This is a genomic window from Enterococcus sp. HMSC078F03, from assembly GCF_001811595.1.
Lineage (GTDB): Bacteria > Bacillota > Bacilli > Lactobacillales > Enterococcaceae > Enterococcus > Enterococcus faecalis.
This window is the reverse complement of the sequence record NZ_KV805556.1, coordinates 111185-136046: the sequence shown is the minus strand read 5'-3', so window position 1 is coordinate 136046 and position 24862 is coordinate 111185. Positions and strand designations below refer to the sequence as shown.

Sequence of the window (24862 nt, the reverse complement as noted above, 5' to 3'; positions counted from 1 at the left end):
CTACTGCGCCTCCTCCGACCAAGCTAATGCTCCGTCAACAAATGTCATAAGTGTCTTTCCTTTGACTGTCCACCCTGTAAATGGTGTATTGACAGCCATTGATTCAAATGCTTCTGCATCAATTGGTGCAGCTGTTGCTAAGTCAAAAACTGCAATATCTGCTGGTGCACCAATTGTTAGTGTTCCTGCGTTTAATCCGAAAATTTCTGCCGGTTTCACTGCCATCCAATCAATTACTTGTTCTAATGTGAAAATGCCTGTTTCGACAAAGTTCGTATAAATCAATTGGAAGGCCGTTTCACTACCGACAATGCCAAAAGGTGCGTTTAAAAATGATTGTTGTTTTTCTTCTAAACCATGGGGCGCATGGTCGGTAGCAATACAGTCAATCGTGCCATCTAACAAGCCGTCAATCAATGCTTGTCGATCTGCTAAACCACGTAATGGTGGGTTCATTTTCCAAAACCCTTCGTCAGCAGGAATATCCTCATCGACTAAAATTAAATGGTGCGGCGAAACTTCGGCTGTTACGTGAATCCCTGCTTTTTTAGCATCTCGAATAACGCGCACGCTTTCTTCTGTTGAAACATGACAAACATGATAATGAACGCCTGTTTCTTTTGCTAAAGTAATATCCCGTGCAATTTGTGAAGCTTCCGTTGCACTTAAAATCCCTGGTAGGCCTAATTTCTTAGAAACTTCTCCTTCATGCATCACACCACCAAATAATAAAGATTCATCTTCCGTGTGCGCAACAAGTGCCATATTTAATGCAGCCGCTTCTTTCATGGCTAAGTACATCGTTCCTGCCGTTTGGACACCAACACCATCATTTGTAAATGCAAAGGCGCCCGCTTCTTTTAAGGCCTTCTGATTGGTTAAAACTTCACTCCGTAGCTCTTCTGTAATGGGGGCATATTGTAAAACTTTCACGACTGCATCTTTTTGAATTAAATCGTAAACTTCACTTAATTTTTCAGCCGTATCTGGTACTGGATTCAGATTGGGCATTGCACAAACCGTAGTAAAACCACCGCGAGCAGCAGCTTTACTACCCGTTTTAATCGTTTCTTTATACGTAAAGCCTGGTTCTCTAAAGTGAACATGCACATCCACCAAGCCTGGCGTGATTAGTTGCCCTTTCGCATCAAAAACTTGTTCAAAATCTGCTTCGTCAAACGATTCCCCGATTGCGTGAATCACACCATTTTCTAGCCAAAGTGCTGCCTCAATCAATTGATTCTCTTTTTTGATGATTTTTCCATTCTTAATTAACGTCTTCATTTCTCCACCTAGGCCTTTCCATGTAAAATTGCTTCTAAAATTGCCATGCGCATAAAGACTCCGTTACTCATTTGCGCGACGATTCTTGATTGCAGACTTTCCACTAATTCATCTGCCAGTTCAACATCCCGATTGACTGGCGCTGGATGCATAATAATTGCGTGTTTCTGTAAACGAGTTGCCCGTTCGTTGGTTAACCCATATTCCAAATGATAGCCTTCTTTTGAAAAACTTTCCTTACCATCATGACGTTCGTGTTGCACGCGAAGCAACATCATCACATCGACTTTTTCAACAATTTCATCTAGCGGCACATATTGTCCATAGACATCAAACTGATGATCGTACCACTCTTCTGGACCTGAAAAATAAATTTCAGCGCCTAAACGGTTTAATAACTGCATATTTGATTTAGCAACGCGAGAATGTGTAATATCTCCCACAATCGCCACTTTCAAGCCTTCAAATCCACCAAATTCTTCATAAATGGTCATCAGATCCAATAAACATTGTGTAGGGTGTTGTCCACTCCCGTCCCCACCGTTAATAATAGAACATTGAATCGTTTTACTTTGAATCAATTCATCGTAATAATTTTCTTTACCATGACGAATGACTGCTACATCTACACCAATTGCCGACATCGTTAGTACTGTGTCGTATAACGTTTCTCCTTTTTGAACAGAACTTCTACTTGCTTCAAACTCAATCACTTCTAAGCCTAATTTTTTCTCAGCTACCTCAAAACTTTTATGTGTTCGAGTACTATTTTCAAAAAACAAGTTTGTTGCAAAATATTGACGTTCTTCTGGGTGCCATTTTGCCCCCTGTTTAAATTCTCCTGCGCGACGGATTAACCCCATGACTTCACGGTCGGTTAAAGCCTCAGCAGTTAAAAGATGTTTTAAACTAATTCGTTCAGATGTAATAATCATTCGTCCAGTCCTCCTACTGTTCTTCGCTACGTGCGTTTTCCGGTAAAATTAAATTCAAAACAATTCCTAAGACAGTTGCTAATGCCATTGAAGACAATTCAAAAGTTCCTACTTTGAAGACTAAGCCACCAATGCCGATGACTAAAATTACTGAAGCAATCAATAAATTCTTTTTCTTATCAAAATTAATCTTATTATCGATTAAGATTTTCAAACCACTTGCGGCAATCACACCGAACAAGACGAAACTAATTCCTGAAATAACTGGTCCTGGGATACTTAGAATCAAGGCACTTAATTTTCCAACAAAGCCTAAAGCTACAGCGAACACCGCGGCTCCACCAATCACGAAGACACTGTGTACTCTTGTAATTGCCAACACGCCGATATTTTCACCATAACTTGTAACTGGCGGTCCACCAACAAAACCTGCTACAATTTGCGCTAAGCCATCTCCCATTAAAGTTTTAGATAAGCCTGGGTCTTGGAAAAAGTTGCGCTTGGTTAATTTATTCAAGACCATTAAATGACCAATATGTTCTGTCATTGTTACAAAGGCAATTGGTGCCATTGTTGTAATGGCATTTAAATACAATTTCGGTTCATATTGAACAAAAGGTACTTCAAAATTCGGTAAAGCAAACCAAGCAGCTTCTTTAATAGGGGTTAAGTCAATAATTCCGAAAGCTAAAGCGACTAGATACCCACTAACAATTCCCAAAAGAATTGGAATTAATCCTAAGAAGCCTTTGAAAAACATGTTGTAAAAAATGGTTAAGCCTAAAGTAATTAAGGCTACGGCAATATATTTAAAATCATAAACGTTGTTGTTATACATTGCGTTATTTGCGGCATTAGCTGCCAAGCCTAAACCGATAACCATCACGACAGGTCCTACAACGATAGGCGGTAAAATTTTATCCAACCAGTCAGAACCAATTTTTTTAATGATTAATGAAACGATTAGGTATACCAAGCCGGTTGTCATAGCACCTTGAGCAATGGCTGGATAACCATCACTCTTCATTAACATCTGCATCGCTGCAATAAAAGCAAAGCTACTGCCAAGATAGGCGGGGATTTTTCCTTTTGTAGTAATCAGATAGACCATTGTTCCTAATCCTGAACTGACTAACGCAATCCCTGGGTCAATTCCCACTAAGATTGGTACTAAAACCGTTGCGCCAAACATCGTAAATAAATGTTGTAAACTTAGGCCAACCCAGTGAAAAGCTTGCGGTCTGTCTTTAATATCTAAGACTGCATCCTCATTTCGAAATTCTTTTTCTGACAACGTTGTTCACTCCTTTTTATTCGTTTCCTTTACTGATCATAATACGATCTGCGCCGTCACGCTCTTCCATTTCCACAATAATTTCCTCAGTTTTTGATGTTGGAATATTTTTTCCTACATAATCGGCACGAATCGGTAATTCCCGATGCCCACGATCTACTAAGACTGCTAAAGAGATTTTTCTCGGACGGCCTAAATCCATAACAGCGTCCATCGCAGCACGAATGGTCCGGCCAGTGTACAAGACATCATCCACTAAAATAACTTCTTTACCTTCAATTGAGACTGGTACGTCAGAAGAATGTAATTCAGGTTCCTCCATATCTTTCACATCATCACGATACAAAGTAATATCTAATTCACCAACTGGCACGTCAATATCTTCCAATTGTTTTAAGCGTTCGGCTAGACGTTGTGCAATGTATATCCCACGCGTTTTAATTCCTACTAAAACAATGTCTTGAATTCCTTTGTTTCTTTCAATAATTTCATACGAGATTCGAGTAAGCGCTCGTTTCATTGTGACTGCGTCAACAACTTCTTTCTTTGGCATAATAATTTCCTCCTCATTTCTTTTTTATCTACGCCCTCGCTGTCTTGGGGTCAGCGATTCTTCCTTCAATTGAGCAGCTGAAAAATAAGTGGGTTTTTATTGAAATTGTCCTGTTATTTTTTCCAACAAAAAATCCTCCTACCCGTATGAGGATAGGAGGATGTTGGTTACAGTTTAAAAAGGTACAAGGGTACCATGTAGCCCACACAACTTACTAACTAAGCGCACCTAGTGTTCTTTTGCATGATTCCTTCTTAGCCTCACGGGACTAAACTTAAAGGTTACAGTTATTTAGTTATTTTTCTTCTTAAAAAAGAGTTTACCTCTTCTTCAGAAAAAAATCAATGATTATTTCTTAATTGGTGTAAAGTTTTTTCAAAAACTTCTGGTAAAGGTGCTTCAAAAACTAATTGTTCACCTGTAGTAGGATGTGTAAAGCCTAATAACTTCGCATGTAAAAATTGCCCATTGCCAGGCAATGTTTTTTTCGGTCCATATAACGGATCTCCAGCTAATGGATAACCGATATATTTCATGTGAACACGGATTTGATGTGTCCGGCCTGTTTCTAGTTGTAATTCAACTAAGGTAAATGCATCAAAACGCTCTAAAACAGTAAAGTGCGTGACTGCTTCTTTACCGCCTTCAATGACCGCTTGCATTTTGCGGTCAACCTTGGAACGACCAATAGGTGCATTTATTTCTCCCTTATCGTGAGGAATAACACCGTGGACCAAGGCAACGTATTTACGTAACGATGTTTTTTCTTTTAGCTGTTTCGCTAATGATTCATGGGCTTGATCATTTTTAGCCACCATCAATAGCCCCGAAGTATCTTTATCAATTCGATGAACAATTCCCGGTCGCACCACATCATTTATCGCCGATAAGTGATCCGCATGATGAAGTAACGCGTTCACTAATGTACCATTGGGGTGCCCTGCCGAAGGATGAACAACCATGCCTTGAGGTTTGTTGACGACAATCACATCATTGTCTTCATAAACAATGGTCAAAGGAATATCCTCTGCTACCATATCTAGAACTTCTGGTTCAGGAATTGTTACCACAATTTCATCGCCTGCTGTAACTTTGTAATTTGCGCGGACCGTTTCACCGTTAACTGTTACGTGTTTTTCTTTTAACCATTGTTGAATTTGCGAGCGAGAATGATTGGGTAAATGTTCACTTAATACTTTGTCAATCCGGCCTTTTTCTGTTTGAATCGTTACGTTAATTTGTTCCATTTTTGCCTTCCTTTGCTGCTTTTTCATCTAAAATCAAATAAATAAATATACAAATAACGCCGACCACTAACGTACTATCTGCAACATTAAAAATAGGAAAATTCATAAAATCCGTTTGGAGCATGTCCACCACGTAGCCTAAACGTACACGATCAATAAAATTTCCAATGGCACCTGCTAAGACAAAAGATAAACCTACAGAATACCAGATACTTTTTTTATAATTCTTAATTAATAAATAAATAATCACGACACTAACAATTACTGTGATGACATAAAAGAATATCATCTTTCCTTCTAATAAGCTCCAAGCGGCTCCGGTATTTCTTAAATGGGTCAGCGACAAAAATCCAGGAATGAATTCTTTTGTTTCACCCAAAGAAATGTTTTGGACCGTCAAATATTTGCTCCATTGGTCAAGCCCTACTAATAAGGCACTGATTAAAAAATATACTACTAACAATCGCGTCATTCCTTTTCTCTATGAATACTTGCTAAATCTCTTGGTCGAACAATGCCTACTAACTCACCATTAGGATGGCCACTTTTACTAATAAGCACAGCTTCTAAGCGTGGCTGCTCCCGAAACATTTGTTCAACTTCAAAAACGGTTGCTTCAATTGAAACAAATTGATAGTTGCTGCGTTTATAATTTGATGCCAACAATTCTCGCACCGTTCGGTTGGCAATGTGAACTTCGCCTTTGGTGCTCTCAATGGCAAACCATACACCAATCCCTCGAACCGTGATTAATCCTTTAAATACACCTTTTTCATAAATCGGAAATTGGGAATATTGTTTTTTTGCAATAATCGTTAATAACGTTTCTAAAGAAGTGGTGATTTCAAAAGCTGTAACACGTTTCGCAAATTTAGGCACTACTTTTTCTGGTTTTGTTAAAGCTTGTTCAATCGTTTCAATTCGTTGAACTGCCCATTCGTTTGGCTCTGCAATTACAAAATCATCAGCAATTCGCTCATGAACGATGGCATTTCTTAACTGAGCCATTTGAAGCAAATCCTCTTCAAATTGAGCAATCTGTCCTTTTTCTTTTCGGGAAAGACGTCTTGTCATTTCACTGAATCCCATGTTGACAGGATTGTTCAGTCTCTCTCTCATCCACTTTTCAATGCGATTAAAGTGTGCTAAAAATGTATCTGCTCGTTCCCCCATAGTCGTTGCTCCTTATAGTAAACTACGCAATAAATTTCCGTCATTATTTTTTATTGAGCTACTTTCAAGTATATACTAAAAATAGGTCTCAGGAAAGAGCGGCTTTAAAAGAGACCGCTCGCTTGACCCGTTTCGTCCACATCCATATTTAACGCAGCAGGAACTTTCGGCAAGCCAGGCATCGTTAAAATGTCACCCGTTAACGCCACGATAAACCCTGCACCGATTTTTGGAACTAGCTCACGAATCGTAATCGTAAATCCTTCTGGCCGTCCTAGTTTTTGAGGATCGTCAGAAAGTGAATACTGTGTCTTCGCCATGCAAATTGGTAATTGATCCCAACCATTTTTTGTAAAATCTGCGATTTGTTTTTGTGCTTTCGGAGAAAAAATCGCCTGTTCCCCGCCGTAAATCGTTTGTACAATGGCTTGAATTTTTTCTTCAATTGTTTGGCGAGGGTTATATAAAGGTTGAAACTGTTTTGTATTGGCTTCAATCTCTGCTACTACTGTTTTCGCTAGATTCGTGCCACCTGCGCCACCTTGCGCCCAAACACTTGTTAACTCGACGGGCACGCCTAACGTTTGGCAGGCTTCTTTCAACAGTTGAATTTCCTTCTCTGTATCCTGTGTAAACTCATTAATTGCAACAACTACTGGTACATCATAACGTTGCATGTTTTGAATATGTTTTTCTAAGTTGGCAAAGCCTTTTTGTAACGCTGGTAAATTTTCTTCTGCTAACTGATCTTTCGCCAAACCGCCATGCATTTTCAGCGCGCGAATCGTTGCCACAATCACAACGGCATCTGGTGCTTTTCCTAAAGAAGGTACTTTAATATCTAAAAATTTTTCGCCACCTAAGTCGCCACCAAAACCTGCTTCTGTTACGACATAATCCCCTAGATGCAAAGCCGTTTTTGTCGCTAAAATACTGTTACATCCATGAGCGATATTGGCAAAAGGACCACCGTGAACAAAAGCTGGAGTTCCTTCAATCGTTTGAACTAAATTAGGTTTTAAGGCGTCTTTTAATAATAAAGTCAGGGCACCTGCCACGTTTAAATCTTTAACCGTCACCGGCTCTCTTTGGTCATTATAGGCGACAATAATCCGACTTAAGCGTTCTTTTAAGTCCGTTAAATTTTGCGCTAAACAAAGAATCGCCATAATTTCGCTCGCCACAGTAATATCGAAACCGTCTTCTCTTGGTACACCTTGGAAAGGACCGCCTAAACCAACAACGACCTGTCTGAGCGCACGATCATTTAGATCCACTGCCCGTTTCCAAATCACCCGCCGAGAATCAATCTTTAATTCATTTCCTTGCTGTAAATGATTATCTAGTAACGCAGCTAAGGCATTATTGGCTGTCGTAATCGCATGCATATCACCAGTAAAATGCAAATTGATTTCTTCCATTGGTAATACTTGTGCGTAACCGCCACCTGTTGCGCCACCTTTAATCCCCATCACAGGACCTAATGATGGTTCTCTTAGGGCAATAACTGTTTTTTTATTGATTTGATTTAATGCATCTCCTAAACCAATGGTCACGGTTGATTTTCCTTCTCCTGCTGGTGTTGGATTAATCGACGTAACGAGGATTAATTTACCTTCTGGCTTCGCTTCTAAGGATTGAAGCGTTGGAAAATCTATTTTCGCTTTGTATTTTCCATAAAGTTCGAGCGAATCTTCTGAAAGACCGATTGTTTCGGCAATCTCTTGAATAGGTTTTAATGTTGCTGCTTGTGCAATGTTAATATCTGTCTTCATAACGGACCCCTTTTCAATTCTTTATCGTCTTTGTGACACATTGTTTCTTTTAAATTATAGCTTGTATTGAATAGAATGGCTAGAATAACCTTTTTTAAACAACCCAACCATTGACGTTTGGTAGCCTTTTCTCGTATAATGAAAGTGTCTTTACAAATCTAAAAGGAGCGTGAATTGGATGCAAAAAGGAATTGTCAAATGGTTCGATAACAGAAAAGGTTATGGTTTTATCGTTTACAACGAAGAAGATGAGATTTTTGTCCACTTCACTGCTATAGAAGGTGACGGATTCAAATCACTTGATGAGAATCAATCTGTAGAGTTCGAGATAATGGAAGGCAATCGTGGGCTACAAGCAGCACATGTCAAAAAAATAGATAACTAAAAAAGCTGAACCAACAACGCTTTGCTCCAAAAAGTAAGTAAACGTAGCGTTTGTTTCAGCTGATTATTTTAAGATTTTGAGAGTGGGTCACCAGTCGTTTCGACTTATGACTCACTCTTGTTTTTTTCTTCTTTTTTATGAAGGCCCAAAGAATGATCTTCTGCTACCTTCAATTCAGGCTTTTTTACCTTAAGTGCCTCAAGAAATAACGGAATCGTTTTCTTTTTCATTAAAAAGACTTTTGAGCCTTCCTTAAATTCTGAGGAAAAAATTTCGATGCTTTTTTCATTGTAGGTTACTTTTTCTATCTGAGAAAGCGGAAGTGCTTTTTTACGAAACCATAAAACATCTCTAACAATTAAAGATGTTTCTGTCAGGTTAAAAGACCGCGCAATTCCTAGATAAGCAAACACAAAAAATGGAACCATCACCAGATTACTAATCAAGTAAGGACCATTATTTTCCAATGCTAAAATTAAACTAATAAATAATATACAAAATGTGCAAGACCAGTAAATAATTGTTGATGCTAATTCTGGCTGCCAATAAAATTTCTGTTTTTTCATAAAGTGCCCTCACTACTTCTGGATCAACGCCGCTAAATTTAAATATGTTATAATAGTAACATACTTTTTTTAAGAACAAAAAGAAATTAGGAGTAATTTTATGTTAAGAATTTATGTAGATGCTGCAACTAAAGGCAATCCAGGTGAATCTGGCGGCGGTATCGTTTACCTCACCGACCAATCGCGGCAACAATTGCATGTGCCTTTAGGTATTGTTAGTAATCACGAAGCTGAATTTAAAGTGCTGATTGAAGCTTTAAAACAAGCGATTACCAATGAAGACAATCAACAAACCGTTCTTCTCCACTCAGATAGTAAAATTGTTGTTCAAACAATTGAAAAAAACTATGCTAAAAATGAAAAGTACCAGCCTTATTTAGCAGAATATCAACAACTAGAAAAGAATTTCCCATTGCTCTTAATCAAATGGCTACCTGAAAGTCAAAACAAAGCGGCCGATATGCTCGCACGGCAAGCATTACAAAAATTTTATCCCAATAAAAAGTAGCACTGTTTACTTAATGCTTTTCCTTTATTAATTTGATAATTAAACACGTGGAGCAAAAAACACTAGAGATTTTTGCTCCACGTTTAAAAACAGATAAACGGTTCTGTCTCGACTTCTTCTTATAGCCCACTTATTCTTCTGTCGTTATTTCCGCAAATTGTCCATTGGTTAGCGAAAGGATTGCTTCCGGCGCTAATTCAATTTGCATGCCACGTTTGCCTGCAGAAACAATAATTGCAGAATATTGTTGAGCTTCTTCAGCCAAATAGGTGGGAAATTGTTTTTTCATCCCAATTGGTGAACAGCCACCACGAATATAGCCTGTGGTTGCTTCTAAATCTTTTAAGTGAAGCATTTCTACCTTTTTGTTGCCACTAGCTTTCGCTAATTTTTTCAAATCTAATTCTTGATTACCAGGAATGACAGCCACCACTGGACCTGTTTTATTACCTACTGTAACCAAGGTTTTAAAAATTCGTCCTTTTTCAATACCTAAACTTTCAGCGACACTTTCTGCACTTAAATGATCTTCACTCCAAGCGAATTCATATTCTTTATATGGTACTTTATGTTGTTCTACCATGCGCATCGCATTCGTTTTTTGTTGTGTTTTTTTCTTTGCCACTTTTTTCACCTTCTGAATCACTTGTTTTGTTCGAATATCTTTAAATAATTTCTTAATACTTGTACGGATAGTTGGCCTGGTGCAGACGCTTGCTGGGCTGAGCCAAAAGTTAGTGCCGACCCGAACAGTTGACCTGTTACGCGACTAATCATCCCTAACTGTCCCATTGACATAGTAACGATTGGGACGGATGCATAATGGGTGTACATTTCATTGGTTGCTGAAAGTAACGTAAGTACATCTGTCGCATCTTGTGGCATCACAGCTATTTTACAAATATCCGCCTGACGCATTTGCATTTGGCGTAACCGCGCGACAATCTCCTCTTGCGACGGTGTTTTCTGAAAGTCGTGATTACAGAGAACAATTTTAATCCCCGCCTTTTTAGCTTCGTGAATTAACGTATCTGCCGCCAGCGGATTCGCAAATAATTCAATATCTAATAAATCCAACGCACCCTTTTTCACTAATTCATGATACAAAGCAAAATAATTTTCCTCGGAAAAAGCCATTTCGCCGCCTTCTTTTTGTGTACGAAAAGTTAACAATAACGGTTTTTGCCCCAACCGTTCCATTACTTGTTGTGAAAGATTACATACATCGGAAAAATCAGCGACATTTTCATAATAGTCTAAACGCCATTCTACCAAATCACAATCTAGTGTTTGGCTCGCCGTTGCTTCGGCCAAAATATCCTCGGCTGTTGGAGCAACAATGGGCACCACAATTTTGGGATTCCCTTCACCTATTCGCACATTTTTGACTATAACTGGCTTCACAGTTCCACCTAACTTCCTCGTTTGTTTTTCTCTCTTCATATCATACCATTTCTATTCTTTTTTGCAATTTAAAGAGCTACAAAGACACCTAGAATTAGGAATTTCCTAACACTAAATGCCTTTGTTTAGGTTATTTAACTCTTTCAGTTGTTACGTTAAACTTCCGTACTTTGTAACTGATACATATCCGCATAAAGGCCACCTTCTGCCAGTAACGTTTCGTGCGTTCCTCGTTCTACAATCTGCCCTTTGTCTAAAACTAAAATCAAGTTTGCGTCACGAATCGTCGAAAGGCGATGCGCAATCGCAATTGTCGTTCTCCCTTGACGCATTTTGGCTAATCCTTCTTGAATCAATCCTTCTGTTTCTGTATCAATATTAGCGGTTGCTTCATCTAAAACTAAAATTTTGGGATCAGTCACAATCGTTCGTGCAAACGAAATTAATTGACGTTGTCCGCTAGAATAACTCGCTCCTCGTTCAATGACTTTCGCATGATAGGTATTGGGTAACGTGTGAATAAATTTATCCGCCTGAACAAATTCCGCTGCCTGTTTAATTTGTTCATCTGTAATATTGGGATTCAGTAAACGGATATTTCCAGCAATATCTCCATAAAACATGAAAGCGTCCTGTAATACCAAGCCCATCTTTTCCCGTAATTCTGTCATGGGAAAATCACGAATGTCACGATCATCAATTAAAATCTGCCCTTCATAAAATTCATAGAAACGCATGAGTACATTAATAATTGAACTTTTACCACTTCCTGTATGACCGACTAAAGCGACGGTTTCCCCGGGATTTGCGACAAAGCTAATATTTTTCAATACTTCGTTTTTGCCGTCATAAGAAAAAGTAACATTGCGAAATTCAATTTTCCCGCGAATAATTTCCCCATTCGCTCCTACTGATTGTTGCGGCGTTAATTCTTCCGTATCCATAATTTTTAAAATACGACTACCTGCGACAATCCCATCTGTAAAGATACTTAGGAAGTCCATCATTTGTGTCATCGGATTAAAAAAAGCTTGGACATACGTTACAAAAGCATAAATCATCCCCGCTTCAACAGGTGAATGTAAAGCATCGATGCCAAACATAGTTAAGGCCAATGCAATCGCCAATGTATACAACAAATTAATGATGGGACTTAATAATAATGAATTCATACGAATCATTGCTACTCGTGTTTTTAAATAATCATCATTGGTTTCCTCAAATTCTTTTTCCAAACGCTTTTCTTGGCGAAATTGTTGAATGATTTGCATACCAGAGATGTATTCATTTAGTTTGGTGTTTAATTGACTTAATTTTTCCCGCATACTGCGATATAATTTTGAACTAAATTTTTGGTAATACCAAATTACAACTAATAAAATTGGCAAGAAAATTAGACAATAAAATGAAATTTCTGGACTGAGTTGAAACATTGCAAAAAATGACGAGATTACGGCAAAAATTCCTGTAATCACCATTAAGAATACATACCAGAATTCAAACAATGTTTCTGTGTCATTTGTAACACGAGACACCGTCGAACCCGCTGGTGTTTGATCAAAATAACGCATACCTAAAGTGTGTAATTTTTCAAATAATTTCACTCGTATATATTGATACGTTTTTAAAGAAGCCATCGAATACAAATACCATTGGAAAAACCAAACAATACTTTTGACAATGACACCAAAAAAATAAATAGCAGCAAAAGTTAGAATCACTTGCATTGTAGCAGTTTTAGGCGTTAAATAATTATCCATAAAAACTTGAATGACTCTAGGCAAAAGAATATTGATAATTGATAAGCCAAATGCAAAGAGAATAGCTGTGTAAAACATGCGTCGAAACGGTTTGGCAAAACGAAACAAACGCTGAACAATCGTTAATTGTTCTTTCAGCGGTAACTCTCTGGACCATTCGGATTGATACTTTTCTTCCATTAACTCTCACTCCCTTCAATTTTCGCTTCTAATTGCTGTTTTTCCCACATCCGCTGATACCAACCCTTCTGAGCCAGTAACTCTTGATGCGTCCCCCGTTCAATAATTTTCCCTTCATCCAACACTAAGATTTCTTTGGCATGCATGACACTACTTAAACGATGCGCTGTAATGATAGTGGTTTTTTCTTGGCGCGTTTCTTTTAGATTTGATAAAATCGCCTCTTCAGTCTTCGCATCGACTGCAGATAAGGCATCGTCTAAAATTAACAATTCTGGTTCAACAATCAAGGCCCGTGCAATAGAAATCCGTTGTTTTTGTCCGCCAGAAAGCGAAACGCCACGTTCCCCAACCATTGTGTCATAGCCTTCAGGGAATGCTTTAATTTCTTGGTTAATAAATGCTAATGCTGCCGCTTGTTCAACTGCTGCTTGTTCCAAGTGTGGTTTAGCAAAACGAATGTTATCTCGTACCGTCATGGAAAAGAGAAAATGGTCCTGTGGCACGTACCCCATTGCACCCATCAATGCATCTAATGTGTAATTTTTAATGTTATGTTTTCCAAAGAAAATCGTTCCTTGGTATTGGTCATATTCACGCATCAACAATTTCAAAATAGTGGTTTTTCCAGCGCCTGTTTTGCCAACAATCCCCAAGGTTTCTCCTTCTTGCAACGAAAATTGGATATTTTCCAACGCCACCGTCTCTTCTTTTGGATAAGAAAAAGAATCAATCTTCATTGAAATTGTCCCTTGGGCCATTGTTTTGATGGCATCTTTTCGTTCGATAATATGCGTTTTTTCATGTAATAATTCGTTCACACGATCGTAACTAGCATTCCCACGTTCTAACACATTAAATAAGCGCCCAATCGCAAACATTGGCCAAACTAGCATCCCAATATAGGCAATGAAAGAGACCAACTGACCTAAACTAATCGTTCCTTCCATGATGAAACGACCACCAATAATAATTGTCAAAACATAAGAAACACCAATAATCAGCGTAATAAACGGATCAAATAGTGCATCTAAAAAGTTCGTTCGTTTATTTTTGACGATAGCATCATCAATTTTCTCTGTAAAATCAGCAAGATCTTCTTGTTCTTGCCCAAATGTTTTAATGACTTTAATTCCAGTAATACTTTCTTGTGTTTTATCATTAATCGCTGAAAAAGCAGCTTGTGAATCTCGAAAGGCATCATGCAACTTAGAACCTAGAACTCGTGAGGTGACCGCTAATAAAGGCAGCGGTAATAAAGCAATTAATGTTAAGCGCCAATCGACAAATAGAACCATTGCGATAATCGTTGTTCCTCCCGTAATCACAGAGTCAGCAAATGTTAAAATCCCAGCTCCAGCCACATTTTGGATGGCATTTAAATCATTGGTTGCATGCGCCATCAAGTCACCTGTCCGATATTTCTGATAAAAGATGCTATCCATTTTTGTGAAATGATGAAATAATTGAGTCCGTAGCTCTTTTTCCAAACGAGCGGCACTCCCCCAAATATGCATCCGCCAAATATAGCGAAAAAGATATTGGGCAAGCCCAGCACCAATCAAGAGTGCAACCCATACGATAATTTTCGTTAAGCGAATTTCTTTGTTAACGATTTCATCTACAACGACGCCAATAACTTTGGGCGGGACTAATTGAACAAGAGCGATCATCATTAATGAGAAAACCCCAATAATATAACTTTTTTTCTCTTGCTTAAAAAACCAGCCTAATTTTTTGAATATGGACATTCAGTTGTCCCTCCTTTACTTTGTTGTTCTACGAAGACTACTTTCGAGCTAGAAGGTTTCTTCGTTATTGTTGTTTTTGATTAAACGTTTCGCTCTTTTCCTCCTAGATTATCCTATTCTCCCGCAAAACAACAAAAAAACGGACTGAAAATCAGCCCGTTTTTACACTTATTCATGATTACCTGAATAACCTTTACTATTTTCCTTGGTTTTTCATTTGTTGCATCATTTGTCTAACCTTTTTCTCTGACGGTTTTTGACCCATTGATGCCATCATCATGCGTAACATATCCTCATTAACGGGAGGATTTTTTTTGAAATAATCTTGCATATATTTGCGTGCAAGGAAAAAGCCCCCTGCAGCGCCTACTAATAAAGCGATTACTGCGATTAATACTACCCAACCTGTTGCCATTGAAACTCTCTCCTCTCCGTATAGTTTTGCTCTCAATGAATTATTTTACTAGAAATAGCAAAAAAAGAAAAGTTCTTTTTGCGGGATTTCTCTTAAATAATGAAAAAAGTCTGATTTTTTTGCAAAATAGTGATTAAAAGTCAAAAATATACGCTCTTAAATGTCAATAGGACCTTTAAGAGCGATTGTTGCTTTAGTTTTGTCCTTGAATTTTTTCTAATAATTCTGGATCAAATGTTTGATTTTTTAACATCGCAATTTCAAAACCGTAAGGGGCCTTTTTATTTTTTTTGTCTTCTCCGACATAAGGTGTTTCTAAAATTTTTGGTAAAGCAGTTAATTTTTCATGGTGAACCACACCGTTTAAAGCTTCAAAACCAATAGTGCCAAAACCAATATTGGCATGACGATCTTTATGTGAGCCCATAGGATTTTTAGAATCATTCACATGAATAACTTTTAAACGATCCAATCCGATAATTTTATCAAATTCAACTAATACGCCATCAAAATCATCTTTTACATTATAACCTGCATCATTAATGTGGCAAGTATCCAGAGTGACAGAAAGTTTATCATTTAGCGTAACTCCGTCAATAATTGCAGCTAGTTCATCAAACGTACGGCCGATTTCGGTTCCTTTACCAGCCATTGTTTCTAAAGCGATTTGAGGGATTTGCTCTTTCCACAAGACTTCATTTAGACCTTTAACAATTTGTTTGATGCCGGCTTCTGAACCTGCGCCAACATGCGCACCTGGGTGTAACGTGATTTGCGTTGCTCCCAACGCTTGTGCTCGCTCAATTTCTTGTCGCAAAAAGTCTACGGCAAAACCGAAATTTTCCGTTTTGATTGTATTGCCTAAATTAATAATATACGGGGCATGAACGACGATATTACTCAAATTGTGTTCCTTCATAAACGCTTGCCCAGCTTCAATATTCATTTCTTCAATCGGTTTCCGGCGCGTGTTTTGTGGCGCACCTGTATAAATCATAAAGGTTGTTGAGCCATAACTAGCCGCTTCCTCGGCAGAGCCTAATAGCATTTTCTTGCCACTCATACTAACGTGTGATCCTAATAACATGTGGTTCCTCCTAATAATTCTTCTTTTTCTTTTGGTAGTGTTGATACTGTTGCAGCCATTCTTCAAGCGTGATTTTTGTTACTAATTCGCCAATTAGTTCATAGGGTATTCGCTTAGGATTAGTGAAGCGAAGACAACTTTTCCCCATGTTTAGCTTTGTTGACACTTGTTCCTGATAGGCTTCTTGAAACCAACTTCGGACGTCTTCATTTCCCATTAATCCCATGTGATATAAAGCTACTTGCCTTTTAGTAGCGCCTAAACTGATAAATGGTAACGGTTCATCACTACGGTTGAGATAGCCTTCTGGAAATACTGAAAGCGGTACAACAAAGGTTGGCATGCCATATTGCATTGTTAATTCAAATCCTGCTGGCAAATTTTGCGAAACGACATCTAATACTTGCTGATAAGCAATTCGCCAGTTTGGTTCAACTGTTTCGATATATGCTGTAACTGTTTCAATTGACTGCGCCATTATTTCTTCCTTTGCTGATAAAGCGCTTTGGTTTTATAGCCTTCTTTTAAAATGACTAACATTTCAGTTTGCCGCTTTTTCCGTGTCTCCGCTCGCTTTGCACTAAATACATACCGCGCCCACTCTTTTTGATAACCAGGCGTTAATGCAGCGAATGTCGCTGCAGCAGCTGGTTCTGTTTGTACCAACGCTTCAATTTCTGGTAAATATTGAACATAATCCCCAACAGCAGAACTGGTCTGATTCTTCGCTGCTTTTTAAGAACATTCTTCATGCCGACAACCGTAAAAGTCTCATCTAAACTAACCATGCGATTAAATTTTAAGGTTGAGCCTTTAATATACCCATCTGCCTCGTTTACTTGTAATGTTGGAAAAATTTCATCTCGGTGGACAAAGGTTGGATAGATTTTATTGCCTTTTTTCGGATAAGCCACATATAACAACCCATTTTCTACTAAATGTTGACCTTCAATCACCATTGAAACAATCTCTTGAAATTCCGCCATCGTTTTCACAAATGCAAAAATCAGCTCAACTGGTTCTGAGGGTAATTGCTGCGCGGCTGAAGCAAATTCAGATAGATACTCTGCCTGTGGTCTATTTAAAATAACTGGGTGCTGATACTTCGTTAAGTTTAACTTTTCGACAATTGATTTCATAACCTACTCCTTATAGCGACTGCACTTTTTATTCTAGCATAGCACAAGTTATCTGTAATTGAATATGCCCAATAGTAAAAAAGAGTTTTTTGTAACAGAATTAATCCCAATTTATCTTTTTTAAAAGCGAAAGCTTGGAACCTGTTGTCTAAACGACCTTCGTCCCAAGCTTTCATTTTTTTAGTATTTTAACAAGAAATATTTTTTCTTCCCGCGACGAATCACAGTAAATTGTCCTTCGATTTTATCAGTTTCTGTCAATTCAGCTGCTAAATCTTGTCGACGTTCTCCATTGACGTAAATCGCTCCATTTTGTACATCTTCACGGGCTTGACGTTTGGATGGTTCTATTTTTGAGGTAACTAATAAGTCAACTAAACTTAATTGATCCTCTGGTTGCACCTCGTACGTTGGTACATCTTTAAAGCCTTGTTTAATTTCTTCTGCTGTTAAGCTTTGGATATCCCCGCTGAATAAAGCTTCTGAAATTTTAACCGCTTGATGATAGGCTGCTTCACCGTGGACTAAAGTAGTCACTTCTTTGGCTAACGCTTTTTGCGCAGCACGTTGCCCTGGGTTCGCTGTAAATTCTTCTTCAATTGTTGCAATTTCATCCAATGTTAAGAAAGTAAAGTATTTCAAGAATTTCACGACATCACGATCATCTGTGTTAATCCAGAATTGATAAAATTCATATGGCGAAGTTTTTTCCGCATCTAGCCAAACTGCGTTTCCTTCTGTTTTACCAAATTTGGTACCATCTGCTTTTGTAATTAAAGGCATAGTTAAGCCAAATCCTTGAACTTCTTGTTCTCGGCGTAATAATTCAATCCCTGAAGTAATGTTTCCCCATTGATCACTGCCACCTAATTGCAATAAACAACCTTCTGTTTCGTACAATTTCAAGAAATCATATGCTTGTAATAATTGATACGCAAATTCAGTATAAGAAATTCCTGTTTCGATTCGGCGTTTCACGCTTTCTTTACTCATCATATAGTTAATTGTAAAGTTTTTTCCAACATCACGTAAGAAATCAATTAACGAAAGCTCTCCAAGCCAATCATAGTTATTTGCTAGAATCGCTGGATTTTTTTCATCTTCAAAATCGATAAAACGTGACAACTGGCCCTTAATACTTTCAGACCAAGCTTTCACTGTATCAAGTGTGTTTAAACTACGTTCTGCATCTTTGAATGATGGATCACCAATCATGCCTGTTCCGCCACCAACTAAAGCAATAGGCACATGACCATTTTGTTGGAAACGACGTAACATAAGAATTGGCAGTAGATGCCCGATGTGTAAACTGTCTGCCGTTGGATCAAAGCCGATATATAATTTAACAGATTCTTCATTTAATTGTTTTTGTAAGGCTTCTTCATCTGTGACTTGGTAGACCAACCCACGGGCTTTTAATTCTTCAAAAAAAGCTGAATTCATGATTTTCCTCCTATAGTAAAACATAATAATAGATCAAATTCCCCTATTCATAGTAACCGATTCTGTCACACTTGAAAAGTCAAAAAATGAGATTTACCTATTTTCTCTTAAGTTTTTTCAACAAAAAATGGCAATTGGTGTAGAAACTATTCATAGAAGCTTTTTTTTGCTATAATAACACAGAATGTATCATTTTATTGAGGTGAAGCTTTTGAAAAATAATTCAAGTAACAATAAGCAAAAACCAACGACCTCTTCTGGCGGCAATGTCTTTTTACTTATTTTAAATGTCATTATTCGCGTTTTTCAGTCATTAGTTGTTTTTGGGGTTATTCTGATTGTCTTAGGTGGCTCTCTTGGCTTAGGTATCGGAATGGGCTATTTTGCTTTTCTAGTTGAAGATACACAGCCCCCAACGAAGGAAGAATTGCAAAAAGAAATCAGTGATATTACCGAAGTGTCAAAAATGACTTACGCAGATGGTACTCCGATTGCTAACATCAAATCAGATTTAATTCGGACACGAATTAATGGCGATCAAATGTCTCCATTGCTAAAAAAAGCCATTATTTCAACAGAAGATGAATATTTTGAAGAACATCATGGGGTAGTACCAAAAGCGCTAGTTCGAGCGTTGATTTCTGATGCAACAGGTATCGGCGGTTCTTCTGGTGGTTCAACATTGACTCAGCAATTGGTCAAGCAACAGATTTTAACTGACGAAACGACTTTTAAACGGAAAGCCAACGAAATTTTATTAGCTTTACGCATTGAAAAATACTTTTCTAAGGACGAAATCGTGACAACTTATCTAAATGTCTCCCCTTTTGGTCGTAATAACAAAGGTGAAAATATTGCAGGCGTGGAAGAAGCAGCCAAAGGACTCTTTGGTAAAAGTGCCAAGGACTTGAATCTTCCTCAAGCGGCCTTTATCGCAGGACTTCCCCAAAGTCCCATTGTTTACACGCCCTATACTAACACTGGTGCCTTGAAAGACGATTTGTCTTTAGGAATGAAGAGAAAAGATTTTGTTCTTTTCAGTATGTACCGAGAAAAAGCTATTTCGCAAAAGGAATATGAAGAAGCCAAAGCTTACGACTTGAAAAAAGACTTTTTACCAACTGAACAGGCCAATGTCAATACAGAAGGCTATCTATACTATACGGTGTTAGATAAAGCAGTTGAGATTGTCATGGATTTAGATATGAAAAAAGCTAAAGTTAATCGTGATGATTTAGATCAAGTTGGTTTAGATCAATATGAAGAACAAGCACGTCGCGAAATCCAGTCACAAGGCTATACAATCCAATCGACCATTGATCAGAATATTTACAACACGATGCAAACCGCTGTCGCAAATTATGGTTATTTGCTTGATGATGGAACTGCAGATGTCAATGGGAATACAATGATTGAAACTGGGAATATTTTAATGGATAACGCTACTGGTCGTATCCTCGGTTTTATCGGCGGCAGAAACTTCGATATTAATCAAAACAACCATGCCTTTAATGCCGATCGTCAAGTTGGTTCTACGATTAAACCAATTTCTGTCTATGGTCCTGCGATTGATCAAGGAATCATTGGTTCTGAAAGTCGTTTGGCCAACTACACGACTACTTATTCAGATGGTACTCCTTTTGCTAACTCAACAACTGTGGATTTAAATCAATTTGTAACCGTTCGAAATGCGTTAAACTGGTCTTTTAACATCCCTGTGTATCATGTAAATGAAGAATTGAAAAAGAAAAAAGGTGATGATAATTTTTCTTACAATCACTACTTAAGTAAAATGAACTATCCAGCTTCAGATGCTTGGGCTTACGAATCTGCGCCATTGGGTCCAGTAGAAACAAATGTTGTAACTCAAACAAACGGTTTCCAAGCACTTGCTAACAAAGGTAAATATCAAAAAGCCTACATGATTGAAAAAATTACAGACAATAGCGGACATGTAGTCTACGAACACAAAGATGAAGGAACGCAAGTTTATTCACCGGCGACCGCTTCTATTATGAATGACTTGTTGCGCTCAGTGGTGGATTCTGCGAATACAACAAAATTCAAACCAACGTTAGCTGGCTTGAATCCTCATTTAGCTAGTGCTGATTGGGTCGGAAAAACTGGGACAACTGATGACTATAAAGATTCATGGCTGATTGTCTCTACCCCAACTGTGACACTAAGTTCTTGGGCAGGACATGATCTACCAGCGCCAATGACGATGACCAGCGGCGACAATAATGGGAATTATATGGCGAACTTAGCCAACGCGCTGTACTATGCGAATCCAGAATTGTTTGGCATTGGTCAAAAATTTGAATTAGACCCAAGTGTTATTAAATCAAAAGTTTCTGAATTTACTGGTGAAAAACCTGGCTCAATTACCTATAATGGTGCCAAGTTCAATACACCTGGCAAAACAACGACTTCATACTATGCCAAAGATGGTGCACCACAAAGTACCTATAAATTTGGGATCGGTGGAACAGACAGCAATTACGCTTCTTACTGGGGAAATCTTGCTCCACGTGCCACTACAAATAATAACAACAACAACAATAAAAACAACGATAATAAAAAGAACAACTAAAGAATTTGGTAAGTTAAGCTTGTAACCAAAATTATGTAAAAAAGTAGAGACGTAATCCATCAATTGATGAATTACGTCTCTACTTTTATTGTTTCTCTTATTCTTTACCATCGATACTAGCTCGAGCTATTCAAAAATAGCTCCTACATTTAATGAAATAATATGCAGCAATCAACCTATTTTAACTAAAATAATCCCTTTCTGTTTCTCAAAACAATAGCAGATACTATTAAACTTATTAATACATAGACAACTATCATCTTTAAAGAAAAATCAAATGTGAGACCTATCTCATCCATCGGCTCATACCCATTTCCTCCATTAATAATTTTGGGAAAATTCATATAAGATGTAAAGAAAAATTTATTGGAAAGCATGCTAAATCCTGAAGATAATACCACACCAACAATTAGCAAGCTATGAACAATCAAATTTCCAGTAAACAGTGAAAGCAAGAAACTGAATACTGTCAATGCTAATAACAGCATACCAAACATAATTAGGCTTCTCGACAAATAGTTAGAAAGAGAAATGATTGTAACACTTTGTCCCTTTTCAATAATCGCGACTGGATAATCAGGGTTTCCCAGACCATTTTTGAAAAATGCACTGATTACAGAAAGAAAGATTGACAGATAAGAAACCAATCCGACTGTAAACAAAATACTACTTATTTTAATAGAATATTTTTTCCATAGTTTTAAGGGAAGGCCGTTCCATAAAGAAACAGTATTTTTTCTTTTTTCTAAAGTTGCGAGCGCTATAATCATTAAACTAGGGATAATTAATAATAATGTATATGGAAAATCCATCGATAAAAGAAAACCTAGGTAATTCAAAGCAGGCATTTTAGCAACTTCAGAAGAATCCACTTGTTTGATCCTGTTTTCAGATAAATATTGCAATTCTTTGACTCTTTTTTGTTGCTCAATAATTGGTATACTGTACAACGTTCCTTTTAACATTGCGTTTAAATTACTTTCTTCCAATTTTTTCTCAGCTTCTAATAAAGCCCATTCATCACCAATTTTGATGGCATTAATTGCTTTCCTTAATTGCTCACTTTCATCTTCTATCTCATTTAAAGTTTCTTTTGCTGCAGGTTCATTTTTCATTTTTTCTTTCGCTTGTTCGTTATTTTTGATTCGGTTTTCATATTGCATTTCTTTAAAAGAAAGTTGTTGGGGTTGAGCTAGTAACGGATAAATTAACATTAAAATAAAGGCTACAAACACAAACCACAGACTCTTCTCTTTCAATATTTTTATCGTTTCTATCTTAAGCATTTCTCTCTTCTCCTCTTAAATATAAGTTATCATATTGTTCACGTAAAGAAAGGTTACGTTGATCATTCTCAACCAACTTTTTATTTTTCATAAATAAAATACGTGTACATGTGTGTTCAACATTATACAAATCATGAGAAGATAAAATAACTATTTTATCTTTAGAAACTATTTCTTTTAAGCACATTATGAATAAACTAACACTAGTAGGATCCAAGCCATTAAAAGGTTCATCTAACAAAAGTATTGTTGCATCACTTGCTAAATACATCGCTAATAATACATGTTGTTTCATTCCGAGCGATAATTTTTTTATTGTTCTATTTTGATATTCTTTCATCTTTAATTGTTCAAAAATATGCTCTATATCGCTATTACTTTTCCAAGCGGCTTTAATATATTCAAGATGTTCTTTCGGCGTCAAATAATCATATAAATTTTTACTACTTTCAAGAAAAAATAGTTCTTTTAAATACGTTGCACCTCTACTATTGTAATCAATCTTATTTAAACTAATATTTCCATTTTTTCTAGGGATTAAACCAGATATAGCTTTAAAAAACGTGGTTTTTCCAGTTCCATTAGGAGCAACTAAGCCAATTATTTCACCAAATTCAGCTTGCATAGATAAATTTTCTATAATTGTTCTATTACCATACTCGACAGTTAATTCCTTTACCTTCACAGAAACACCTCTTTTTTTAATCTAAAGATACCATAAGTAATGCTTTACCGACCGATTTTCTAATCAACTTAATCTTATTTTAATTTTCGATCTTACTGTGTATTAATAGCAGAATGCAAGGAAGTAATTCATTAAAAAAAAGTACAAGAAGAAATCATTTTCATGATTTCTTCTTGTACTTTTTTGCATTTCTAGTAGAATTTTCTCTTATTTTGTTGAACCTTTTTGATCAATTCCATAAGGTAAAACAACTGTTTTTTCTTCAATTTCTTCTTTGTTCATTAGTTTTGTTAATAAACGCATTGACACGGCACCGATATCATATAAAGGTTGTGTAATACTTGATAGACGTGGACGAGAGACTTCTGTAAGCAATGAGTTATTGCTTGTAATGATTTCAAATTCTTCTGGAACTTTCACACCAGCATCTAGCATCCCATCTAATAAACCAATCGCTAGCTCATCATCTGTAACAAAGGCAGCAGTTGCCCCACTATTACGGACACGCTCAGCCAAATTAATCCCTGCTTTAAATTTATATTCAGATTCAAAAACTAAGCCTTCATTATAAGACAAGCCATTTTCCGCTAAGGCTTCTTTGTAGCCTTTCATTCGGTTTTGACCATTAATTGGATCGATTAATGCACCACTAACAAAAGCAATTTTTTTGTTCCCATTTTTCGCTAGAGTCGCTGTTGCATCTTTCGTTGCTTCTGTGTAATCAATATTAACGCTACCAACTTGTTCGTCTGGATCAATTGAACCTGCTAAGACAACAGGTGTTTTTGAACGTGAAAATTCACCACGAATATCATCTGTAATGCGATGACCCATAAAGATAATCCCATCTACTTGCTTTGCAAGTAAATTGTTTAATACAGTAACTTCTTTTTGATCGTCTCCATCTGAATTAGCTAAAATGATATTATATTTATACATTGTAGCCACGTCGTCAATGCCACGTGCTAATGAAGCAAAAAATGCATTACTAACATCTGGAATAATGACACCCACTGTTGTCGTTTTTTTACTTGCTAAACCACGTGCGACTGCGTTAGGACGGTAATCTAAGCGATCAATCACTTCTAAGACTTTTTTACGCGTTGCTGGTTTTACATTGGGATTACCATTGACAACACGAGAAACAGTAGCCATAGATACATTTGCCTCTCTAGCAACATCATAAATTGTAATTGTTTGTTTTTCCATGTTTCTTCTCCTATAAATATGAATTTGTTCTCATTTTCTGAAAACACTGTTTACATTTCTTTCCTAGCCTAGAATATCAAAATTCTTCTATTTTTGCAACCGTTTTATCGTTTTTTCATGAAAATTTACTTTCCATTTCAAAAGGAACTTTTTGTCATTTCATGTTATGATAGTACTGTGATTCACTTCA

At 37.2% G+C, this 24862-nt stretch carries 24 protein-coding genes and 1 pseudogene; 3 read left to right on the top strand and 22 right to left on the bottom strand.

Annotated features, from left to right (window positions below; genetic code table 11):
* The 8 genes from HMPREF2810_RS06190 to HMPREF2810_RS06155 all read right to left on the bottom strand — a co-directional run bounded on the left by HMPREF2810_RS06190 (nucleotide 1) and on the right by HMPREF2810_RS06155 (nucleotide 8261).
* Nucleotides 1-1284, bottom strand: coding sequence for a dihydroorotase (locus HMPREF2810_RS06190; RefSeq protein ID WP_010715248.1), 1284 nt, complete (start codon nucleotides 1282-1284; stop codon nucleotides 1-3).
* 8 nt (nucleotides 1285-1292) lie between these two features.
* Entirely contained in the window at nucleotides 1293-2219 is a 927-nt protein-coding gene (locus HMPREF2810_RS06185) for an aspartate carbamoyltransferase catalytic subunit (RefSeq protein ID WP_002357411.1), read from the bottom strand.
* Between the two features lie 13 nt (nucleotides 2220-2232).
* Nucleotides 2233-3513 carry a solute carrier family 23 protein gene (locus HMPREF2810_RS06180; protein ID WP_002357410.1) on the bottom strand — a complete coding sequence of 427 codons (1281 nt, stop codon included), beginning with the start codon at nucleotides 3511-3513 and terminating at the stop codon, nucleotides 2233-2235.
* Between the two features lie 16 nt (nucleotides 3514-3529).
* Nucleotides 3530-4069, bottom strand: coding sequence for a bifunctional pyr operon transcriptional regulator/uracil phosphoribosyltransferase PyrR (pyrR, locus tag HMPREF2810_RS06175; protein ID WP_301280621.1), 540 nt, complete (start codon nucleotides 4067-4069; stop codon nucleotides 3530-3532).
* A gap of 338 nt (nucleotides 4070-4407) precedes the next feature.
* Nucleotides 4408-5313: an RluA family pseudouridine synthase gene (locus tag HMPREF2810_RS06170; RefSeq protein WP_002371061.1), complete on the bottom strand. Its 906-nt coding sequence runs from the start codon at nucleotides 5311-5313 to the stop codon at nucleotides 4408-4410.
* Nucleotides 5300-5776, bottom strand: a complete 477-nt coding sequence (gene lspA / locus HMPREF2810_RS06165) for a signal peptidase II (RefSeq protein WP_002360174.1) — start codon at nucleotides 5774-5776, stop codon at nucleotides 5300-5302. The genes HMPREF2810_RS06170 and lspA overlap by 14 nt, the downstream gene beginning before the upstream one ends.
* Before the next feature lie 5 nt (nucleotides 5777-5781).
* Nucleotides 5782-6486 (bottom strand): CBS domain-containing protein, encoded by a 705-nt coding sequence (locus HMPREF2810_RS06160; protein ID WP_002360173.1) that lies wholly within the window; start codon nucleotides 6484-6486, stop codon nucleotides 5782-5784.
* A gap of 104 nt (nucleotides 6487-6590) precedes the next feature.
* On the bottom strand, nucleotides 6591-8261 hold the full coding sequence (locus HMPREF2810_RS06155) for a formate--tetrahydrofolate ligase (protein ID WP_010715249.1): 1671 nt from the start codon (nucleotides 8259-8261) through the stop codon (nucleotides 6591-6593).
* Between the two features lie 178 nt (nucleotides 8262-8439).
* On the opposite strand from HMPREF2810_RS06155, the gene HMPREF2810_RS06150 reads away from it, so the two are divergent.
* Nucleotides 8440-8646 carry a cold-shock protein gene (locus HMPREF2810_RS06150; RefSeq protein ID WP_002357404.1) on the top strand — a complete coding sequence of 69 codons (207 nt, stop codon included), beginning with the start codon at nucleotides 8440-8442 and terminating at the stop codon, nucleotides 8644-8646.
* Nucleotides 8647-8750: 104 nt separating this feature from the next.
* On the opposite strand, the gene HMPREF2810_RS06145 is transcribed toward HMPREF2810_RS06150, so the two are convergent.
* Entirely contained in the window at nucleotides 8751-9212 is a 462-nt protein-coding gene (locus HMPREF2810_RS06145; RefSeq protein WP_002366775.1) for an EbsA family protein, read from the bottom strand.
* A 100-nt stretch (nucleotides 9213-9312) separates the two neighbouring features.
* On the opposite strand from HMPREF2810_RS06145, the gene HMPREF2810_RS06140 reads away from it, so the two are divergent.
* Nucleotides 9313-9720 (top strand): ribonuclease HI family protein, encoded by a 408-nt coding sequence (locus HMPREF2810_RS06140; protein ID WP_002379500.1) that lies wholly within the window; start codon nucleotides 9313-9315, stop codon nucleotides 9718-9720.
* Nucleotides 9721-9850: 130 nt separating this feature from the next.
* Here HMPREF2810_RS06140 and ybaK read toward each other — a convergent pair whose 3' ends face one another.
* The 10 genes and pseudogenes from ybaK to tyrS all read right to left on the bottom strand — a co-directional run bounded on the left by ybaK (nucleotide 9851) and on the right by tyrS (nucleotide 18899).
* On the bottom strand, nucleotides 9851-10366 hold the full coding sequence (gene ybaK, locus HMPREF2810_RS06135; protein WP_002420138.1) for a Cys-tRNA(Pro) deacylase: 516 nt from the start codon (nucleotides 10364-10366) through the stop codon (nucleotides 9851-9853).
* A complete protein-coding gene (aroD, locus tag HMPREF2810_RS06130) occupies nucleotides 10363-11124 on the bottom strand; it encodes a type I 3-dehydroquinate dehydratase (protein WP_010715250.1) in 762 nt (253 codons plus the stop codon). The genes ybaK and aroD overlap by 4 nt, the downstream gene beginning before the upstream one ends.
* A 155-nt stretch (nucleotides 11125-11279) precedes the next feature.
* Complete coding sequence (locus tag HMPREF2810_RS06125) at nucleotides 11280-13064, bottom strand: ABC transporter ATP-binding protein (RefSeq protein ID WP_002374713.1); 1785 nt, start codon at nucleotides 13062-13064, stop codon at nucleotides 11280-11282.
* Entirely contained in the window at nucleotides 13064-14815 is a 1752-nt protein-coding gene (locus HMPREF2810_RS06120) for an ABC transporter ATP-binding protein (RefSeq protein ID WP_010715251.1), read from the bottom strand. The genes HMPREF2810_RS06125 and HMPREF2810_RS06120 overlap by 1 nt, the downstream gene beginning before the upstream one ends.
* A gap of 196 nt (nucleotides 14816-15011) precedes the next feature.
* Nucleotides 15012-15230: a YneF family protein gene (locus HMPREF2810_RS06115; RefSeq protein WP_002357397.1), complete on the bottom strand. Its 219-nt coding sequence runs from the start codon at nucleotides 15228-15230 to the stop codon at nucleotides 15012-15014.
* Between the two features lie 193 nt (nucleotides 15231-15423).
* Nucleotides 15424-16317: a deoxyribonuclease IV gene (locus HMPREF2810_RS06105; RefSeq protein ID WP_010715252.1), complete on the bottom strand. Its 894-nt coding sequence runs from the start codon at nucleotides 16315-16317 to the stop codon at nucleotides 15424-15426.
* A 10-nt stretch (nucleotides 16318-16327) separates the two neighbouring features.
* The gene (locus tag HMPREF2810_RS06100; protein WP_010715253.1) at nucleotides 16328-16795 is read right to left on the bottom strand and encodes a DUF1801 domain-containing protein; all 468 of its coding nucleotides are present in this window, start codon (nucleotides 16793-16795) and stop codon (nucleotides 16328-16330) included.
* Nucleotides 16795-17456, bottom strand: a pseudogene (locus HMPREF2810_RS06095) (YdeI/OmpD-associated family protein). The gene HMPREF2810_RS06100 and the pseudogene HMPREF2810_RS06095 overlap by 1 nt, the downstream one beginning before the upstream one ends.
* The gene (locus tag HMPREF2810_RS16220; protein WP_002365741.1) at nucleotides 17453-17632 is read right to left on the bottom strand and encodes a hypothetical protein; all 180 of its coding nucleotides are present in this window, start codon (nucleotides 17630-17632) and stop codon (nucleotides 17453-17455) included. Before HMPREF2810_RS16220 ends, HMPREF2810_RS06095 begins: the two are co-directional and overlap by 4 nt.
* A gap of 4 nt (nucleotides 17633-17636) precedes the next feature.
* Nucleotides 17637-18899 carry a tyrosine--tRNA ligase gene (gene tyrS / locus HMPREF2810_RS06085; protein ID WP_002357324.1) on the bottom strand — a complete coding sequence of 421 codons (1263 nt, stop codon included), beginning with the start codon at nucleotides 18897-18899 and terminating at the stop codon, nucleotides 17637-17639.
* A 184-nt stretch (nucleotides 18900-19083) separates the two neighbouring features.
* Between tyrS and HMPREF2810_RS06080 the strand changes: the two genes are divergently transcribed.
* Nucleotides 19084-21492 carry a transglycosylase domain-containing protein gene (locus HMPREF2810_RS06080; protein WP_016614645.1) on the top strand — a complete coding sequence of 803 codons (2409 nt, stop codon included), beginning with the start codon at nucleotides 19084-19086 and terminating at the stop codon, nucleotides 21490-21492.
* A 185-nt stretch (nucleotides 21493-21677) separates the two neighbouring features.
* On the opposite strand, the gene HMPREF2810_RS06075 is transcribed toward HMPREF2810_RS06080, so the two are convergent.
* The 3 genes from HMPREF2810_RS06075 to ccpA all read right to left on the bottom strand — a co-directional run bounded on the left by HMPREF2810_RS06075 (nucleotide 21678) and on the right by ccpA (nucleotide 24672).
* A complete protein-coding gene (locus HMPREF2810_RS06075) occupies nucleotides 21678-22778 on the bottom strand; it encodes an ABC transporter permease (protein WP_002420132.1) in 1101 nt (366 codons plus the stop codon).
* Nucleotides 22771-23463 carry an ABC transporter ATP-binding protein gene (locus HMPREF2810_RS06070; protein WP_002420131.1) on the bottom strand — a complete coding sequence of 231 codons (693 nt, stop codon included), beginning with the start codon at nucleotides 23461-23463 and terminating at the stop codon, nucleotides 22771-22773. Before HMPREF2810_RS06070 ends, HMPREF2810_RS06075 begins: the two co-directional genes overlap by 8 nt.
* A gap of 207 nt (nucleotides 23464-23670) precedes the next feature.
* A complete protein-coding gene (ccpA, locus tag HMPREF2810_RS06065) occupies nucleotides 23671-24672 on the bottom strand; it encodes a catabolite control protein A (protein ID WP_002357319.1) in 1002 nt (333 codons plus the stop codon).
* Nucleotides 24673-24862 lie beyond the last annotated feature (190 nt).

Bases quoted from the DNA above. Each gene is read 5' to 3' on its own strand.
- HMPREF2810_RS06100 (WP_010715253.1), bottom strand. From the start codon at position 16,795: ATGGCGCAGTCAATTGAAACAGTTACAGCATATATCGAAACAGTTGAA.
- HMPREF2810_RS06105 (WP_010715252.1), bottom strand. From the start codon at position 16,317: ATGTTATTAGGATCACACGTTAGTATGAGTGGCAAGAAAATGCTATTA.
- HMPREF2810_RS16220 (WP_002365741.1), bottom strand. From the start codon at position 17,632: ATGAAAGCTTGGGACGAAGGTCGTTTAGACAACAGGTTCCAAGCTTTC.
- HMPREF2810_RS06120 (WP_010715251.1), bottom strand. From the start codon at position 14,815: ATGTCCATATTCAAAAAATTAGGCTGGTTTTTTAAGCAAGAGAAAAAA.
- HMPREF2810_RS06185 (WP_002357411.1), bottom strand. From the start codon at position 2,219: ATGATTATTACATCTGAACGAATTAGTTTAAAACATCTTTTAACTGCT.
- ccpA (WP_002357319.1), bottom strand. From the start codon at position 24,672: ATGGAAAAACAAACAATTACAATTTATGATGTTGCTAGAGAGGCAAAT.
- HMPREF2810_RS06145 (WP_002366775.1), bottom strand. From the start codon at position 9,212: ATGAAAAAACAGAAATTTTATTGGCAGCCAGAATTAGCATCAACAATT.
- HMPREF2810_RS06140 (WP_002379500.1), top strand. From the start codon at position 9,313: ATGTTAAGAATTTATGTAGATGCTGCAACTAAAGGCAATCCAGGTGAA.
- HMPREF2810_RS06150 (WP_002357404.1), top strand. From the start codon at position 8,440: ATGCAAAAAGGAATTGTCAAATGGTTCGATAACAGAAAAGGTTATGGT.
- HMPREF2810_RS06160 (WP_002360173.1), bottom strand. From the start codon at position 6,486: ATGGGGGAACGAGCAGATACATTTTTAGCACACTTTAATCGCATTGAA.
- HMPREF2810_RS06075 (WP_002420132.1), bottom strand. From the start codon at position 22,778: ATGCTTAAGATAGAAACGATAAAAATATTGAAAGAGAAGAGTCTGTGG.
- HMPREF2810_RS06080 (WP_016614645.1), top strand. From the start codon at position 19,084: ATGTATCATTTTATTGAGGTGAAGCTTTTGAAAAATAATTCAAGTAAC.
- HMPREF2810_RS06115 (WP_002357397.1), bottom strand. From the start codon at position 15,230: ATGGCAACAGGTTGGGTAGTATTAATCGCAGTAATCGCTTTATTAGTA.
- HMPREF2810_RS06125 (WP_002374713.1), bottom strand. From the start codon at position 13,064: ATGGAAGAAAAGTATCAATCCGAATGGTCCAGAGAGTTACCGCTGAAA.
- HMPREF2810_RS06155 (WP_010715249.1), bottom strand. From the start codon at position 8,261: ATGAAGACAGATATTAACATTGCACAAGCAGCAACATTAAAACCTATT.
- HMPREF2810_RS06190 (WP_010715248.1), bottom strand. From the start codon at position 1,284: ATGAAGACGTTAATTAAGAATGGAAAAATCATCAAAAAAGAGAATCAA.
- HMPREF2810_RS06170 (WP_002371061.1), bottom strand. From the start codon at position 5,313: ATGGAACAAATTAACGTAACGATTCAAACAGAAAAAGGCCGGATTGAC.
- tyrS (WP_002357324.1), bottom strand. From the start codon at position 18,899: ATGAATTCAGCTTTTTTTGAAGAATTAAAAGCCCGTGGGTTGGTCTAC.